General features: G+C 34.3%; 15 protein-coding genes and 1 pseudogene. 14 read left to right on the forward strand and 2 right to left on the reverse strand.

From position 1 onward, the window contains the following. The first annotated feature begins 222 nt into the window (after positions 1 to 222). Both ACFWM3_RS18670 and ACFWM3_RS18675 read left to right on the forward strand, forming a co-directional pair. Entirely contained in the window at positions 223 to 465 is a 243-nt protein-coding gene (locus ACFWM3_RS18670) for a hypothetical protein (protein WP_390312437.1), read from the forward strand. 78 nt (positions 466 to 543) lie between these two features. Further along, on the forward strand, positions 544 to 1,248 hold the full coding sequence (locus ACFWM3_RS18675) for a hypothetical protein (protein WP_390312438.1): 705 nt from the start codon (positions 544 to 546) through the stop codon (positions 1,246 to 1,248). 148 nt (positions 1,249 to 1,396) lie between these two features. On the opposite strand, the gene ACFWM3_RS18680 is transcribed toward ACFWM3_RS18675, so the two are convergent. Both ACFWM3_RS18680 and ACFWM3_RS18685 read right to left on the reverse strand, forming a co-directional pair. After that, positions 1,397 to 2,770 (reverse strand): IS1182 family transposase, encoded by a 1,374-nt coding sequence (locus ACFWM3_RS18680; protein ID WP_390312439.1) that lies wholly within the window; start codon positions 2,768 to 2,770, stop codon positions 1,397 to 1,399. Positions 2,771 to 2,999: 229 nt separating this feature from the next. Then, positions 3,000 to 3,428 (reverse strand): ASCH domain-containing protein, encoded by a 429-nt coding sequence (locus ACFWM3_RS18685; RefSeq protein WP_056471533.1) that lies wholly within the window; start codon positions 3,426 to 3,428, stop codon positions 3,000 to 3,002. Positions 3,429 to 4,152: 724 nt separating this feature from the next. Here ACFWM3_RS18685 and ACFWM3_RS18690 point away from each other — a divergent pair. From ACFWM3_RS18690 to ACFWM3_RS18745, 12 genes and pseudogenes are all read left to right on the forward strand, one after another. Next, entirely contained in the window at positions 4,153 to 4,326 is a 174-nt protein-coding gene (locus ACFWM3_RS18690; RefSeq protein WP_390312440.1) for a hypothetical protein, read from the forward strand. Positions 4,327 to 4,612: 286 nt separating this feature from the next. Beyond that, positions 4,613 to 5,515 carry a DMT family transporter gene (locus ACFWM3_RS18695; RefSeq protein ID WP_056471539.1) on the forward strand — a complete coding sequence of 301 codons (903 nt, stop codon included), beginning with the start codon at positions 4,613 to 4,615 and terminating at the stop codon, positions 5,513 to 5,515. Between the two features lie 325 nt (positions 5,516 to 5,840). Further along, positions 5,841 to 6,338, forward strand: a complete 498-nt coding sequence (locus tag ACFWM3_RS18700) for a DinB family protein (RefSeq protein ID WP_056471542.1) — start codon at positions 5,841 to 5,843, stop codon at positions 6,336 to 6,338. A 168-nt stretch (positions 6,339 to 6,506) separates the two neighbouring features. After that, positions 6,507 to 6,641: a hypothetical protein gene (locus ACFWM3_RS18705; protein WP_216600078.1), complete on the forward strand. Its 135-nt coding sequence runs from the start codon at positions 6,507 to 6,509 to the stop codon at positions 6,639 to 6,641. Between the two features lie 68 nt (positions 6,642 to 6,709). Further along, positions 6,710 to 7,342: pseudogene (locus tag ACFWM3_RS18710) on the forward strand (SpoVR family protein); the annotation flags it as partial. Between the two features lie 519 nt (positions 7,343 to 7,861). Beyond that, on the forward strand, positions 7,862 to 8,056 hold the full coding sequence (locus ACFWM3_RS18715) for a DUF3311 domain-containing protein (protein WP_390312441.1): 195 nt from the start codon (positions 7,862 to 7,864) through the stop codon (positions 8,054 to 8,056). 2 nt (positions 8,057 to 8,058) lie between these two features. After that, a complete protein-coding gene (locus ACFWM3_RS18720) occupies positions 8,059 to 9,534 on the forward strand; it encodes a sodium:solute symporter family protein (protein WP_390312443.1) in 1,476 nt (491 codons plus the stop codon). Between the two features lie 800 nt (positions 9,535 to 10,334). Beyond that, positions 10,335 to 11,930 carry an FMN-binding glutamate synthase family protein gene (locus ACFWM3_RS18725; RefSeq protein ID WP_390312444.1) on the forward strand — a complete coding sequence of 532 codons (1,596 nt, stop codon included), beginning with the start codon at positions 10,335 to 10,337 and terminating at the stop codon, positions 11,928 to 11,930. A 309-nt stretch (positions 11,931 to 12,239) separates the two neighbouring features. Further along, positions 12,240 to 12,806, forward strand: a complete 567-nt coding sequence (locus ACFWM3_RS18730) for a DUF6155 family protein (protein WP_390312445.1) — start codon at positions 12,240 to 12,242, stop codon at positions 12,804 to 12,806. Positions 12,807 to 13,237: 431 nt separating this feature from the next. Then, positions 13,238 to 14,491: an efflux RND transporter periplasmic adaptor subunit gene (locus tag ACFWM3_RS18735; RefSeq protein ID WP_390312446.1), complete on the forward strand. Its 1,254-nt coding sequence runs from the start codon at positions 13,238 to 13,240 to the stop codon at positions 14,489 to 14,491. After that, positions 14,491 to 15,210: an ABC transporter ATP-binding protein gene (locus ACFWM3_RS18740; RefSeq protein ID WP_390312447.1), complete on the forward strand. Its 720-nt coding sequence runs from the start codon at positions 14,491 to 14,493 to the stop codon at positions 15,208 to 15,210. The genes ACFWM3_RS18735 and ACFWM3_RS18740 overlap by 1 nt, the downstream gene beginning before the upstream one ends. Next, on the forward strand, positions 15,176 to 16,339 hold the full coding sequence (locus ACFWM3_RS18745) for an ABC transporter permease (RefSeq protein WP_390312449.1): 1,164 nt from the start codon (positions 15,176 to 15,178) through the stop codon (positions 16,337 to 16,339). Before ACFWM3_RS18740 ends, ACFWM3_RS18745 begins: the two co-directional genes overlap by 35 nt. The last annotated feature ends 200 nt before the right edge of the window (positions 16,340 to 16,539 follow it).

The following is a 16,539-nucleotide window of genomic DNA, read 5'->3' on the forward strand; positions in this document are numbered from 1 at the left end:
GATAATCATTACAACATATGGGTAAGCCGTATGCCTTAATAGGGCATGTACGGTTTGATAAGGGGGAAGTCTCGTGAGAGATTTCCCTACTTTCTAAATTGACTATTTTGATCAGACGAATTGTATATTAAGCTATTTTTCTAATAATGTTCTCTGTGAAAGGATTCTATTCATAAACTTAGAATAAGTTTAAAGATAGTATTTATAAGGGGAGAAGATATTTTGAAAAATAAAAGAGTATTTTGGATTGGGATTAGTTTTCTTTTAGTTGGATTTTTGATAATGATTCAAAGCTTTAATATAAATTATCCAAGACCTTTATTTGAAGATAGCTGGCGTATTTACTCTAATTCAATATCGCATTTGCAATATTATGTTAAATCAATTGCAGTTTTATTAATTGGGTTCATTTTGTCTTTAGGTGGAATGTGCCTTTTAGTGAAATCTATAACAAATGAAGAATAAGGAATTTTTCTAATGCAACTAACGCATTGCTTTAGTTTAATTAGAATTTTGTCATTATATTTTTTATGAGGTGAATTAATGGATTTTATTTCAGGAGGATATTACATTATAGCTCCTACTATTAGACAAGAATATATGGATAAAGAAATAATCCCCGATAGAATAGTCTCAGTAAGTGAATGCATTTGTAATATGCATCCTGATATCGATATATTTTGGGGTGGTTCGAAGGAAAATAAACTAAAATACATTAAAGATCTTAATATTTCAGTAGATAAATACAAAGAGATGGAAAAATGGATTCAAGATAAGTTTGATTTGAGAGAATTCCAATATCCTCAAATCTTCCCATCATTAAATTTAGCAAAAGAGTTTTTTAGTACATTTTTAAATGACGTAAAAGACTTAAGAATAATAGGTATTGGACTACCTAATAATTATTTAGAAAGTTTTTTTGATGAGGAAGACACAATAAACAAGTCCACAGATGAAAGAACAGGAATAGAGAATGTCCTAATCAGAAAAGAATTTATTGTTGATGAAACTAATTTGATAAAAGGCTATGAGGTCTTAGGCTATGAAACTAATACATTCCATTCTTATTTGTGTAACGGATTAGAAAAAGAGTTTAAAAATAAGTTTGATTTTTCATTGAATGAAAATGGTTTTATTAAATCACTTGCTGAAGCAGAGAGATGTTGTGACATTGCAAATGACGAAAACCTTGGAACAGAACCATTTTTTTGGCTTCCTTGGGCTATTTTTGAATACAATTCTTATTGAACTACCGCATTGCTTTAGTTGAAGAACAAAAGGGATGATCATAAATGGGGCTGTTGACAAAATAGGAAAGGAGATTTAACTCCTTTCCCATTTTGTTTTTTTAGGTTAATTCATTGTGTTTAAACCTGTTTTTATCACATTATCTTGTTTAATTCATTACTTTTATCAATCTTTTTAAGTTCAATGCCAACGCCGAAAAGAGGCACTGTTCAAGAATTTTTTGAATGCCCCTTTTATAAGTTTTATATAAATTATGTTTTGTTTTCATCGTCCCAAAAGTACCTTCACACCAAACTCGTCTTTGTTTTTGAATCTGTCTATATTCATCTGTCTTTGATCTTTTTAGATTTGCTTCGGTTAATTCATGTGCGATTGGTCGTGCAATGGTTCTTTTGCTTGAGCTTTTTCCGAAGCATTTTTCTCGAAACGGACAAATTTTACACTCCTTGGCTTTTGCTGAATAGATTTTGGAGTATTGTCCTTTACTTTTCTTTAAATGAGTAAACGGAAGTTCCTTATTGTTTGGACAAATATAACTGTCTGTATCATTATTATATTTAAATTCACGATAGGACATTGTGTCAAAAGCTGTTCCACTTTTGATTGGGCTAATATAACCTGTAATTTCTAGTTTCTTTAAGCCATGATGAATAGGAGCTGTATCGTACCCGCGATCAGCTCCGACATTTTTTATATCTAACTCAAACTTTTCTTGCAGGACGTTTAATCTTTCTACAAAAGGTTCACAATCGTTAATATTTCCAGCACTCGGATGAATATCGACAATGATTCCATTTTTAGTATCAATACTAGTATGTGCTAGGTAGTGAGGTCCAGATGGTTTTCCAGTACGATTTAACACTCCTGAATCAGAATCTGTTCGAAAGACTGTGATTGTTTTTAAAGTAGGATCATCATTTGCTTCTCTACCTCTCTTCTTCTTACCTGAGTCTTTTCTTTTTTTTTCTTGTTCCGTTTCAATTTTTTTTACTTCTTCTTCAAGAGTATTTAAGTATTGTGAAGGTGACTTCTCTACTGTCACTTTTTGAACTTTATCTTTTGCCGCACTAGCTTTTATATGAGTCGAATCCGTCACGATTACATCTCCTGTAACGAAGCCTTTTTCAATGCAAAGTCTAATAATATGGTCAAATATTTCTTGAAAAACTGTACTATCTTTAAATCTTCTACGTCTATTTTGGCTAAATGTCGAGTGGTCTGGCACTGGATCAGATAAGTCTAAACCTAAAAACCAACGATAGCCGATATTTAAAATGACTTCCTGTTCAAGTTCACGCTCTGATTCGATATTAAAAAGGTAGCCAATTAATAACATTTTAAATAAAAGGACAGGATCTAAAGACTTTCTTCCTAATTTTGAATAATAATTTTCCATTTTCTCGTAGATAAATGCGAAATCTATCTTTTCTTTAATTTGACGTAAAATATGGTTACTAGGTACAAAATCATTTAAATCAATAAACTCTAATTTATTTTGACTATCTTCTTTTCGACCCATCATAAGAATTCCCCCAATAAAAAAACCTGTATAGACTAATTTCTACACAGGTTTACAAATTCCTATTTAATTTGTCAACAGCCCCTAAATCAATCATCCTCTTTTTCACTATATAGTAGGATGGTCGGCAAAGAAGATTTGTTTAATATATACAATACAATTAATTTCATACTGAAAATATTCACTGTTAAGCGCTAACGCATCATTAGTGTGTTTTTCCAGAAGTAAACAACTAATTTATATCGTATTCCCATAAACCTAATTTTCCTTTAGCTGGTATAAAATCGATTAACATTTCTTTATTGGAAACTTCCCAAATATAATTCCCTACTCTAAAATCTCCTAAGAAGTAGTCATTTCCTGAAACAATACGTCCATCTTCCAATACTGCACTTTCTTGATTATCTTCTATTACTTTTAAACAATTAATAAGATTACAGACACCAATAATCATGCCGGTTGGTAGATTGCTCCTATTCAACTCGTGCTTACTAAGCAAATGCTGAATTGCATTGTTATTACAAACATTACTATCTATTTTTTTACTTGTGTGAATCGCCAATGGACCACGATATTTAGTTTTCCATGTTCTTGTTTCGTATTGTGCTTCATTAAAAAGGAAAAGGCTGGCCCAAGGTTGAATCATTGAAAGTACCTTCATATATGTAATTACACTTCCTTAATATATAATATATATCAAATGGAAAAAGCCGTATTCCGAAGAGTACGGCTTTTCTTCTTGTTTTTAATTATGGTTTTAGAATGACCTTGGTACGTGACTGCTTTCATGTGTTACCTCCTGAATTTATGATACTTCCATAAAATATCCAAATGAAATAATCGTTATTCAATGCAATTTTTAAAAATTCTTTTGCTTTTCTTAATGCAAATGTGTAAAGGAAAATACCTTTTTGTAGAATCAAGTCGCCGCAGTCAACTCAAAAAAGTTCTGATGAATCAATTACTAGAAAAAGACATTTAGGCTTACGCATAATACAGTACGAAGAGAGTAAACAAGAGTTCACATTAAACATAACCCAAGTGTTAGTTTTCCAAAAGTACAATAAACTAAAAAAGCAATAGTTTGTAGATTGAATCTCCTATATAACTAACTGGCGCGTTAGTTGTACAACATTTAGAGGGTAATCATTTGATTATCCTCTATTTTATTAAAAAGGACTAATTGTCTGTTAAGAAGAATAGTAAAAAGAAGGTACTTGAAAAGTTTTAAATTTGATGAGAGGTGGAGATTCGTGAAAGTACACGATTGTCCTAATTGTAATACAAATAGTAGAGAATGTATTATTGTCATCCAAAATGCTCCTAACTTTTCGGAAGAGATATTAAAGTGCAGTATTTGTTCCTGGATCGGCAAGTGGTCAGACATGACAGTGCGGGAGGTCAAATTACCGGAGATTCCAGGTGGGATAGTGATCCCTGGCGTCGAACCTATTACTGATTATTATGTACTTCATTCAGATCAAATTAGAATTACTTATACAGGAGGGTATTGCCCTCATTGTGGTGGAACTGATTCTTTATGTTGGTGCATGACGTAATAAACGATTAGAGCCCCAAACTTGGTAAGTATTATTAACTTTATAACACATAGATAATAAATATCTTATTGAACTAAAACAACCGTTAGTTCAACAACATGAGTTGTTTAGGTGGTTCTTTTTTGTGGAGTAGTAGTTTCAAACGTGACTTATAAAATGAAATATCATTTAAGTGTCATAATTAACATATTATGAGAATTAGAGAGCGTGGAATAAAAGTAGAATTTTCTTTTTAATTCGATTGTCATCTTAATTAGAGTGCTATTAATGATTTGGAGTGATTGCAATGAATAAATCAACCAAAGGATGGATTTATGGATTCCTAGGAGTACTCATCTTCAGTGGATCGCTACCTGCGACGCGCTTGGCTGTGGCTGATTTCGATCCGTTGTTCCTAACAGTCTGCCGCGCGGCAATAGCTGGTGTATTGGCAGGAGCTCTCCTTCTAATTTTTCGGCAGAAACGACCTGTCAAGAGCGACCTTGTTCCACTATTTGTAGTGGCGTTTGGTGTTGTGATAGGTTTCCCTCTACTAACAGCATTTGCCCTTCAGTATGTTACGTCCGCACATGCTATTATCTTCATTGGACTACTTCCACTCTCGACTGCAATTTTTGGCGTACTTAGGGATGGGGAACGCCACCGACCAACCTTTTGGATCTTTTCAGCTATAGGCAGCTTCTTAGTGACAGGATTTGCCCTAATTCATGGTGGAGAATCATCAACAATCGGTGATGCTTTCATGCTGGCTTCAATCATTGTATGTGGTCTCGGTTATGCAGAAGGTGCTCGACTTTCACGTCGGCTAGGGAACTGGCAGGTGATTTCTTGGGCTCTCGTTCTGTCGTTGCCCTTTATGCTCCCACTTACGTTCTATTTTAGTCCAGAATCATGGAAGGACATCGGACTTCCTTCGATCTTCAGCCTTGCTTATGTATCCTTATTCAGCATGCTCATTGGCTTTATTTTCTGGTATCGAGGACTGGCGCAGGGAGGTATAGCGGCAGTTGGACAGTTACAACTTCTCCAACCTTTCTTTGGACTATTGCTTGCCTCCGTGATTCTGCACGAGAAGGTTGGTTGGTTACTTGTGGCAGTTAATATCGTCGTTGTACTATGCGTGGTAGCAGCTCGTAGATTTGCAAAGGAACAAGTTGTCCCATTAAAAAACGAGATTGAACAAAATTAGTACCCTGTTCAATCTCGTTTGTCGTTTACCAAAGTCAGAGCTTATTAAACTATCGCATGCTTTTGTTGAATAAAAAATTTATTAATCTTAGTATCCTCCCATAATCTATTGACTTAGAGTTTACTCTAAACAATATAATTAAAAAAAGATATGAAAAAGTACTGTAATTAGTAAAAAATTGGGTCTTTATCATCATATGGTTCAGATGGAAAATTCGATTTGATTAATGTTAACAGTGATTTTTTCTATTAAATATTTAGATAATAGAAAGGGATAGAACAACAAATTTAGAAAAATAGAAATAAAAATGGTGGGAGTCGGTAATATGGAGCAGTCAAATAAAGCATTTAGTGACACATTAGTAAAATCATTAAGAGGAGAACGTGGTCATCTTCCTATCAAGAATGCTTTGTTGGATATAGATATGGATCTTGCTGGAAAAAGAATAGAGGAGCTACCTTATACTATTTATCAATTAGTCAAACACATGACATACTGGCAAGAATTCCTCTTATTATTCGCACAAGGAGAGAGGCCTAAATTACCTTCTGATGTGAAAGAAAGCTGGCCTGTTGAAGAAGGACCTAGTAATGAGGAAGAGTGGAAACAGATTATTCAGCATTTTCTTCAAGGGATAGAACAGGCATGTACGATTGCCCAAACTGTTCAATTGGACAAATCATTAGAGAAATGGCCAGGCGAATCCCCAGGTGGTGTACTACGCAATATTGCATCTCACAACTCCTATCATTTAGGTGAAATCGTACTAATACGCAGATTATTTAGTGCTTGGCCACCACCAACCGGAGGATATCCTGCTTAAACTTTGGATCAATAGTGAATTCATGGAAACCAATTGAAATTCACTATAAAGGTTTTAGTTGAGTCAACAATTTGGGGGCATTGCATTAGTTCATTATAACTAACGCATGTGTTCGTATTATAAGGACAACTAGTTAAATTACTAGTTGTCCAATTTTTTTATGGTCTTATGATTAAAGTAGTCGGGGTGGTAGCAGAAGTATCAAAGAAGTATGCAGGTTTCATCGTGAATGTAGATCATGCAACTTCAATGGATTACCTCGACTTGATTCGATCTATGCAAGAAACGGTGAAAAATAAATAAAAATTGATATTGAAACAGAAGTGAAAATTCTTGGTGAGGAATATCAAAAAGAAGATCGTTGAGAGAAACAAGGCTGGGCAAGTTATTGGCATATAAGAATTATGCGTGAACTAAATCTTGATTCTAATGAAGCAATTGAGTACGCAAAGCTTAATGCAGGAGTAGTTCAGCCATCAAAAACAAGCATTAACCCTTATTATTTAGGACTAAGAATGTTTGAAGATATTGAAGAGCGATATAATAATCCAACAAAAGAAATGCGTGAGTTAGGAATTAAACCTGGCAGCGGTCGAGAAAAAATGTTTGAAGTACGAGAGTTAGAGTCTGATAGTTCATTTATACGAAACTACTTAACAAAAGATCTCGTCATGCGAGAAGATATGTATTTATTCCAGCGACAAGGTAAGGAGTATAAAGTTACCGATAAAGCATGGGAGAATGTAAGAGACCAACTTGTAGTTAGTCGGGTAAATGGAGGATTCCCTTATATTGTAGTTCAAGAAGGAGACTATTTAAAAAATGGTGAGCTTTACTTGAAGCATTCCTATGAACATATGGAACTTGATGTGAAGTATGTTGAGAAGGTTATGCCGTATATTCATCAGTTATGGGGTAGAGGGGTTCATTTAGAGACGAATATTGAGAATAAGTCTGTGTTGTTCAGTTATGATGGGAAGAATATTCATCGGAAGTATATTTGAGCCACCTTTTTTAGGTGGTTTTTTGTATGAATTGCTTTCTACTTTAACCTGCAAATTTGATCAGAATTTTGTTAATGCTTATTCAACATAATGGAAGTTTAATTGCATTAGAAATGTTAAAATAAAGTATTGAAATTAAAATAGTTTATAAATAATAAAAATGGAATCCACACGCATAAAAGTGTGGATTCCATTTTTATTTGGATCATTAAATTTTATTCGATTTGTTTATCCTTATTCTTTCGTACTGCGAATGTCTTATTATTATTATATGGAAGACCTAAGTAAAACTTATTTTTTTCATAGATGGAGTTAGTTACAAATGTAAACTCATTTGACTAATATACTTTTCTAATAAAGTAAAGATAATTAAAAAATACGTAAATATTTTTAAGGTGAATTATCTTAATATTTTTTATAATTTGAATAGAGTGAGCACTACTTGCTTATTTTTTAATCTATCCTTGCATCGAATGATCTACTATCACTAATTTCAAGAAAATAGGAGGAGGAATAATTTTGAAGTTTATTGGTCTTTTGGCGGTAATTCCTTTTATTGGATTTCTAGGAGGACTTCCTTTTGTGAATAAAGTTAACCCTTATATTTTAGGAATGCCTTTTTTTCTTTTTTGGATTGTAATGTGGGTGGTTATTACATCGGGAATTATGGCGATTATATTTAAACTAGATCCTAAAAATAGGAGGGGAATTTAGTAATGAATGTCGCACTTCTTATTATCATTGCATCTATAATTTTTGCACTTTCCATTGGCATTCGAGCGCGGAAAGGTAAAGATATGAACCTTGAACAGTGGACAGTTGGGGGTCGAGGTTTTGGTACGATTTTTATCTTTTTGTTAATGGCAGGGGAAACGTATTCGACTTTTACCTTTTTAGGAGGAAGCGGTTGGGCATATGGTAAAGGCGGCCCTACTTTTTATATTTTAATATATGGTACATTAGCATTGATTATGTCGTATTGGTATGTTCCAGCTATTTGGCGATATGCAAAAGAAAAGAAGCTATTGTCACAATCGGACTTCTTCGTTAGTAAGTATAATAGTCCATATTTAGGTGTCCTTGTGTCAATTGTGGGTGTAGCCGCTGTCATCCCATATCTAGTTCTTCAATTGAAAGGTTTGGGCAGTATTGTTTCAGAGGCATCTTACGGAGCGATTTCTCCAACAGTAGCAATTTGTATTGCAGTTATTGTTCTTACCATTTATGTGATGGTCTCAGGAATCCATGGTTCTGCTTGGACAGCAGTTGTCAAAGATATTATGATCCTAGGGGTTACCGTATTTTTAGGAATCTATTTACCCCTTCATTATTATGGTGGGTATCATCACATGTTTGAAGCAATCGATACAGCGAAGCCAGGGTTTTTAACTTTGCCTAGTAAGGGATTAAGCATATCATGGTTTATCTCTACGGTCTTGCTAACTTCTCTTGGTTTTTATATGTATCCGCATGCATTCGGCGCAATTTATTCAGGAAAAAGCGAAAAAACGTTCCGCAAAAATACAATTATTATGCCGCTATATCAGCTTATCTTACTCTTTGTGTTCTTTGCCGGTTTTGCCGCAATTCTTCAAATTCCTGGTTTGAAGCCGGATGAGGTTGATCTATCTTTATTACGTCTCTCTAAATTAGCTTTCGACCCATGGGTAATGGGAGTGATTGGCGCTGCAGGAGTACTCACAGCATTAGTGCCAGGTTCGATGCTATTAATGTCTGCGGCTACTTTGCTGGCCAAAAATGTATATGGAGTATTTGTACCTTCAGCTACTGATAAGCAGATTGTAAGTTTGGCTAAGTATTTAGTACCTGTAGTAGCTCTTGTTTCATTATTTTTTACGTTTAACAGTGGTACGATTGTCGCATTATTATTAATGGGGTCCAGTTTGGTTACACAGTTGTTTCCAGCTATGATATTTAGCTTAATGAGAAATAATTTTGTAACGAAGCAAGGGGCATTCGCGGGAATCAGTATGGGGGTTGCTACGGTAGCATACATTACCCTTTCACAAAGCACTATTGGAACACTGTTTCCTTTACTTCCACAGTGGGTGAAGGATATAAATGTGGGGATAATAGCACTTACTATAAATGTAATAGTTATGACCGTTGTCAGCGTAGCCACAAAGAATAATAATGTTTCTAAAATGAAGAATGATGAAGTTGCATCGTGAGGTTAAAGGTTCAAATTCACATTAAACTTAGCGGAAAAGGATCTATTCTGAAAAAAAACGTGCATAGACTTGACCAAGTTAAAACATAATCCTTTCACAGAAAATAGAGATCTTCTCGTTTTTATATTTATTCTTTTAGGACATGAACATCATAACCCCCGTGTGCCTTCTTAATTATGTTTTTAACGTCATTAGAAACATTATGTGCATCGCGAATCTCAAAATTAAATACCTATCTTCAAGATAGAAAAACGTAAAGGTAGATTTTATTATCACTACTTTATTAATCTATTTTATTCTAAATTAATCGTAAGTTAAAACCTTCAAAGCCTTAGATTTGGTTCAGACAGAAGTGAAATATTTGCAATATTAATAGATTAAAAAAAGATGCCTAATTAGGTATCTTTTTTTTAAATACTAATAAAATCCCTAAAGTTGAACTCTCTTTAATACAAATATAAATAACGATCGCATGCAATAGTTGTATTATCTGAACCATGTAACACTAATTTTTTTCTAGTTGGCTTTAAAGCTGAAAAAGAGTGTATTCGATAATGCAAAGTATTGTATAAATTGGAAGGAAATGTAATAAAGTATAAATGTAAACTCAATTAAGGATAGTAAATACATTTTATTTACTTTCAAACACAATTTGGCAAAAAGAGTTACACGCCTTGGGGTATAGATTAGTAGTTGACTCTTTGTATGTTCAACTAGTATAGATATGTTAACAATTAAAGTGAAGTATTTTAATTTAATATAATGTAACGTTACCGAACTTTTGCGAGGGGGAAATATAATTGAATATCACAAATGTATTAATTATCCTTGGATTCATTTTTTTTGCCTTAATATTTACAGTTATAATAATAGGTACACTATATTTGTTTTTTATAGATCGAAAACAGAAGCAACATCCAATACTCCGTAATTATCCAGTAATCGGACGAGCTAGGTACTTCTTAGAAACTATTGGACCTGAGTTACGTCAGTATTTATTTAACAGTGACCGAGAAGGTAAACCTTTTTCAAGAGATGAATATGAGCATATTGTCAAAAAAGCAAAATATAAACGAGATGTCCTTGGGTTTGGATCTAAAAGAGATTTTGAAGATAAAGGGTATTATATTAGTAATTCGATGTTCCCTAAACTGTCAGAAGAATTAAAAATGGACCAGGAAATAAACGTAACAACAAATCGATATTTATTGATAAAAGAGCCTTTATTTACACAGAAGGAAGAACGATTAGAGGAGAATGATTCACTTGCATATTTGTTGGATGATAGTGATGCAATTGTAATAGGTAAAAACACGAAGTATCCTTTTATTGTAAAAGGCCAGATTGGAATGTCTGCAATGAGCTATGGATCTTTAGGTGAAAATGCTATTACTGCACTCTCAGAGGGATTGGCAATTGCGAAGGGGACATGGATGAATACAGGTGAGGGTGGTTTGTCTGAATATCATCTAAAGGGTGGCGTAGATATTATCATGCAAATTGGCCCAGGTTTATTTGGTGTTAGAGATCGTGAGGGGAATTTTAATTGGGATGCCTTGATAGAAAAAAGTAAAATTCCTGAAGTGAAAGCTTTTGAACTTAAATTAGCTCAAGGTGCTAAAGCACGTGGTGGGCATATTGATGGGGAAAAGGTAACTGAGGAAATTGCAAGAATAAGAATGGTAGAACCTTATAAATCTATTGATAGTCCTAATCGTTTTCGAGAGTTTCAGGACTTTCCTTCTTTGTTTGACTTTATGGAACAGATCCGAGAACAAACAGGAAAACCAGTAGGAATGAAAGTGGTTATTGGTAGTAGTCAAGAAGCGGATGAATTAGCAAGACATATAAAAAGTACAGGGAAGGGCCCTGACTTTATTACTGTAGACGGTGGTGAAGGGGGGACGGGTGCCACATACCAGGAACTGGCAGATAGTGTAGGGTTGCCAATTAAGTCTGCATTACCATTATTGGATAATGCTTTAAGAAAATATGGTGTACGTGACCAAGTTAAAATAATAGCTTCAGGAAAATTATTTTCGCCAGATCGAGTAGCGATTGCATTAGCAATGGGGGCTGACCTTGTTAATATCGCAAGAGGATTTATGATTACAATCGGTTGTATTCAAGCATTAAAATGCCACTCCAATGCATGTCCAGTCGGTGTGGCCACAACAGATCCTGATTTGCAAAAAGCCCTTGTCATTGATGAAAAAAAATATCGAACAGCGAATTATCTAATTTCAATGCGAGAAGGTTTATTCCGATTAGCTGCCGCCGCGGGTCTAGATTCCCCTGTCCACTTTCAAAGGGAACATGTCGTTTATAAAGATGAACAAGGGAAAGTGTGGTCACTGAAGGAAATTTATCAATCAATTGTAGAAAACGTAGATTAAAAATAGTGCCTTTACTAAGCCACCTTTTTAGGTGGTTTTCTTAATGGATTAGAAAGCCTAAAATTCTTTTTCGGTAATTGTAGCTTATGCTAGTAAATGGAAGGATAGGTATAAGGAAAAGAATTTTTTATTGTTTTATTGTTATATGAGTAGTTGAAATACAAAAGGAGCTGATTATTCTGTTCCTTATGTACAACTAACCGTTGTTAGTTCTGCCTCTACCATCATAATAATAAAGCTACTTAAAAATTGCTTGATGAGCACAATTTAGTATAATAATATGTACAATTCATGAAAGGCTTTGAAACAATGACCAAAATAAAATTAACTGATTTAAAAAGAGAACTAAAGGTATTAGATAATAAAGAACTAATTAACCTAATTACAGAACTATATAAGCAAAATAAAGATGTGCAACAGTTTTTATCCAATAAGTTTATAGGTGAAGAAGCAATAATAGATTTATATGAAAAAACTAAAAAGAAAGTAGAAGAAGCATTTTTTCCAGAACGTGGTTTACCAAAATTACGAATAAATGATGCGAAAAACGAAATTACAAATTTTAAGAAGTTATCAACTGATGAGTATAGAACAGTAGATTTAATGTTGTTTTTTGTTGAAAATGGTACAAAGTATACAAATACATATGGCGATATTGATAGTAAATTTTACAGTAGTATGATAACTATGTATGACAAAGTAGTGGACGAATGTAATAAAAATGAAGACTTTTTTACTTCATTTAAAGAACGTCTATATTCTGTTGTTCAAAAATCTGAGGGAATCGGATGGGGTTATCATGATTGTATATATGATATATATTATTCACTGGATTATGAATTAGAGGATGATGACGAATGGGTTGAATGCACATAATCATTCCTTATTTTTTATGTAGAAATTTATGAACTAAATATTGATAAGTACAGTAAAACCCCCTTCAAAAACATCGAAGGGGGTTATTTATTTGTGCAATATATTAAGAGTTTTAAATGCTTTGAATAGAATCTCTGTCCTCTCCCCATTAAAAAGCATTGATATTTATTAAGGGAAATTTAAGGTACACAATCCAAAATGAGCTTATCAAATGAAATTAGGAGGAGTAAAAAAATAAATAAAACAAGCTCTAATACAAACTTCCAATAGTAGAGTAAGTTTGCTGTATAAACGCAAGGTAAGCCCTGGTTTTCTTAAAATGGTTACAAGATATTAGAGGTTCTGAGGATATGCGGGATCGAATGAATCTCGTTAAGAATAATCGGGTATATATTCATATCAAACTCAATGATGGAGAGGAGAAAAGAAAATTGAAAAAGTGGGTAATTATTTCAGTTATTGTTGTTGCTGTTGGAGGAGGAAGTGGTTGGTTTATATATAGTAAGAGTCAAGCAAATCAAGCCCAAAATGTGATGGCTACAGCACAAACAATTACGGCACAAAAAGGAAAGTTAGAAGTAGCTGTTACTGGGTCGGGTTCGGTAACTGCAAATACTGATGAAGATGTTACTGCGGCAAATACAATTCTAGTTGTGGATAGTGTAAGTGTTTCATCTGGAGAATCAGTAGATAAAGGTGACACACTTGTAATATTTAAAAATGGTGATGTTGTTACGGCTCCAAAAGATGGGGAAATTACAAAGGTTTATGTAAGTAGCGGTAGCGGAGTTTCACAAGGAAAAGTACTAATTCGTATGGAAGATGAAGATGGAGTTACATTAGCAATTACAAGAGAAGATAGTGGCAGTTCCTCAAATAATTCTAGTACTGGAAACACTGGAGGTAGTAGTTTAGTAGCGGATACTGTATATGTAAAAGAAGGATCAGTTGTAAAAGAAGGTGCATTACTTGTGAAATTTACAGATGGTAGTATTTTACAAGCACCAGTTGCTGGAACAATTACTAGTCTTGCTGTTAATAGTGGAGATTCTGTACAAAGTTCTGCGACAGTAGCGCATATAACAAATTACAGTTCTTTGGAAACAACAATCAGTGTTGATGAATTAGATATCACAAAGGTAAAAGTTGGACAGTCAGTAAAAATAACAGCAAGTGCCTTTGAAGGTCAATCATTTGATGGGAAAGTAACGAAAGTATCAAATGAAGGTACATCGACGAATGGCGTTTCAACATTTGATGTAACCGTAAAAATTAATGATCCAAAAAGTTTGAAAATTGGTATGTCAACAGAAGCAAGTATTTTAATCCAAAGTAAAGCAGACGCGCTATATGTTCCAGTAGAAGCAGTGTATAAAAATGGAGATGAAAAATATGTACTTGTTCCTACTTCAACAGACGATTCTGGAGAATCCACTAAGAAAGTTACAGTAAAAACTGGTATTACAAATGATACGAATGTAGAAATTACAAGTGGATTAAGTGAAGGAGAATCTGTTGAAATTCCGAGCGTTCAATCTAGAGGTAATTCTGGTGGATTTATGATGCAAGGTGGCGGATTCCAAGGTGGTGGATTCTCTGGCGGCGGATTCTCCGGTGGTGGATTCGAACGTGGCGGAAACTTCGGAGGTAAAAACCAAACAGGTGGCGGACAAGGAGGTAAATAATGACTAACTTAGAGCCGATTATTCAAATAAAAAACATGACGAAAATGTATGAACTTGGTGGAGAAACGGTAATGGCTCTTCAGAGTGTCTCTCTCGATATCCAAAAAGGTGATTTTATTTCAATCATAGGTCCATCGGGATCAGGAAAGTCCACATTTATGAACATGATTGGATGCTTAGATCGACCTGATTCTGGGAGATATTTGATTGATAATGAAGATGTAGGGCAAATGAAGAGCTCGCAACTAGCGACTATACGGAATGAAAAAATTGGATTTATATTTCAAAATTTCAATCTTATACCAAAGTTAACTGCGGTAGAAAATGTAGAGCTTCCGCTCATTTATAGAGGGATGAAAACGGCAGAACGAAGAGAAGTTGCTCTTTCGGCGTTAAAAAAGGTAGGACTAGTAGATCGAGCGAATCATTTACCTACACAATTATCAGGGGGGCAGCAGCAGCGTGTCGCAATTGCGCGTGCCCTTGCTGGAAGCCCTCCTATATTACTGGCAGATGAACCGACTGGTGCTCTTGATAGTAAAACAAGTAAAGAAATTTTGGAGATTATGAATTTGTTAAATGAACAAGGGCATACGATTATTTTAATTACACATGATCTAGATGTAGCAAAACAAGCAAGTCGTGTTGTCCGAATTCATGATGGCCAGTTATACGAGAATGGGGGTGAATGGTTTGCAGACACTGAAAATGGCGCTTAAGAGCATTAATGGGAATAAAGTAAGAGCATTCCTAATGATGCTAGGGATAATTATCGGTGTAGCCTCCGTTATTGTTATGGTTGCAATCGGACAAGGATCAACGAAAGAAGTACAAGATCAAATTGGAAGTTTAGGTACAAATGTATTAACAGTAAGTGTTACTGGTTCAGATGTTACCTTTAAAGAAGATGATGCCAATCAACTTAAAGATGTCAACGGTGTAGAAGCAATTGCTCCGACTGTTTCTGGAAGAGTAACTGTCAAGAATGGACAAACGAACGCACAAGTGTCTGTGACAGGAACAACTTCACCTTATTTAAAAGTTCGTGATTTGGAGCTACAATCAGGGCGATTTATCGCAGACTTAGATAATGATAATCACTCGAAAATAGCAGTACTTGGATCAAGCACAGCACAAACATTATTCGGTTTTGGAAATCCAGTTGGCCAATCCGTAAAAGTGAACGGAACTTCATTTAGAGTTGTTGGGGTACTTCAATCAGTTGGTAGTTCGTTAGGTTCAAGTGGAGACAGTACAATCATTGTTCCTCTTAGCACAGCGCAACGCTTGGCATCTACTACTACAATTGGATCTGTCTATGTAAAAGTAGAAAATGAAAATATGGTTAATTTTGTACAACGTAGAATTGAACAAAAGATGTTTACGATTATTGGTGATGAAGATAGCTATAGCGTTTCGAGTCCTGAAGATTTAATGGAAACAGCTTCATCAGTTAATGAAACAATGACATTAATGCTAGGCGGAAGTGCTGCAATCTCACTTATTGTTGGTGGTATCGGTATTATGAATATTATGCTTGTATCAGTTTCAGAACGCACAAAGGAAATCGGTATTCGAAAAGCAATTGGAGCAAAACGTGGAAGTATTCTTCTTCAGTTCCTAATTGAATCAATGGTATTAAGTTCACTTGGAGGGATTATAGGAGTTGGAATAGGCGTAATAAGTGCCAAAATATTTACTATAACGACAGGAACTACAATTGCATATTCCATTCCGGTTATGCTGTTATCATTTGTATTCTCTTTATTAGTTGGAATCGTATTTGGTGTTTTTCCAGCAAATAAAGCGTCTAAGCTTGATCCAATTCAAGCACTTCGATATGAATAGAACGAATAAAGAGGTTGTCCCAAAAGTAAAACTTTTAAGGGGCACCCTTTTTTTGTTTAAAAAGGTTTTTGATAGATTAATCTTCTTTTCGCTTTCAAAAAAAAAATAGATTCGTTATTAAGTTGATTAACTAATAAAATAGTATTTTAGGTTTCTATTCAAAAATATCAGAATAGTCTATAATTATGGTCGTAACCTGA

The sequence above is a fragment of the Gottfriedia sp. NPDC058432 genome (assembly GCF_042721555.1).
Taxonomy (GTDB): Bacteria; Bacillota; Bacilli; order Bacillales; family Bacillaceae_G; genus Gottfriedia.

What these genes read in the sequence shown, in the direction of transcription:
- ACFWM3_RS18730 (WP_390312445.1), top strand. Translation starts at nt 12,240, where the DNA reads ATGACCAAAATAAAATTAACTGATTTAAAAAGAGAACTAAAGGTATTA.
- ACFWM3_RS18740 (WP_390312447.1), top strand. Translation starts at nt 14,491, where the DNA reads ATGACTAACTTAGAGCCGATTATTCAAATAAAAAACATGACGAAAATG.
- ACFWM3_RS18705 (WP_216600078.1), top strand. Translation starts at nt 6,507, where the DNA reads ATGATTAAAGTAGTCGGGGTGGTAGCAGAAGTATCAAAGAAGTATGCA.
- ACFWM3_RS18695 (WP_056471539.1), top strand. Translation starts at nt 4,613, where the DNA reads ATGAATAAATCAACCAAAGGATGGATTTATGGATTCCTAGGAGTACTC.
- ACFWM3_RS18720 (WP_390312443.1), top strand. Translation starts at nt 8,059, where the DNA reads ATGAATGTCGCACTTCTTATTATCATTGCATCTATAATTTTTGCACTT.
- ACFWM3_RS18690 (WP_390312440.1), top strand. Translation starts at nt 4,153, where the DNA reads ATGACAGTGCGGGAGGTCAAATTACCGGAGATTCCAGGTGGGATAGTG.
- ACFWM3_RS18675 (WP_390312438.1), top strand. Translation starts at nt 544, where the DNA reads ATGGATTTTATTTCAGGAGGATATTACATTATAGCTCCTACTATTAGA.
- ACFWM3_RS18680 (WP_390312439.1), bottom strand. Translation starts at nt 2,770, where the DNA reads ATGATGGGTCGAAAAGAAGATAGTCAAAATAAATTAGAGTTTATTGAT.
- ACFWM3_RS18685 (WP_056471533.1), bottom strand. Translation starts at nt 3,428, where the DNA reads ATGAAGGTACTTTCAATGATTCAACCTTGGGCCAGCCTTTTCCTTTTT.
- ACFWM3_RS18700 (WP_056471542.1), top strand. Translation starts at nt 5,841, where the DNA reads ATGGAGCAGTCAAATAAAGCATTTAGTGACACATTAGTAAAATCATTA.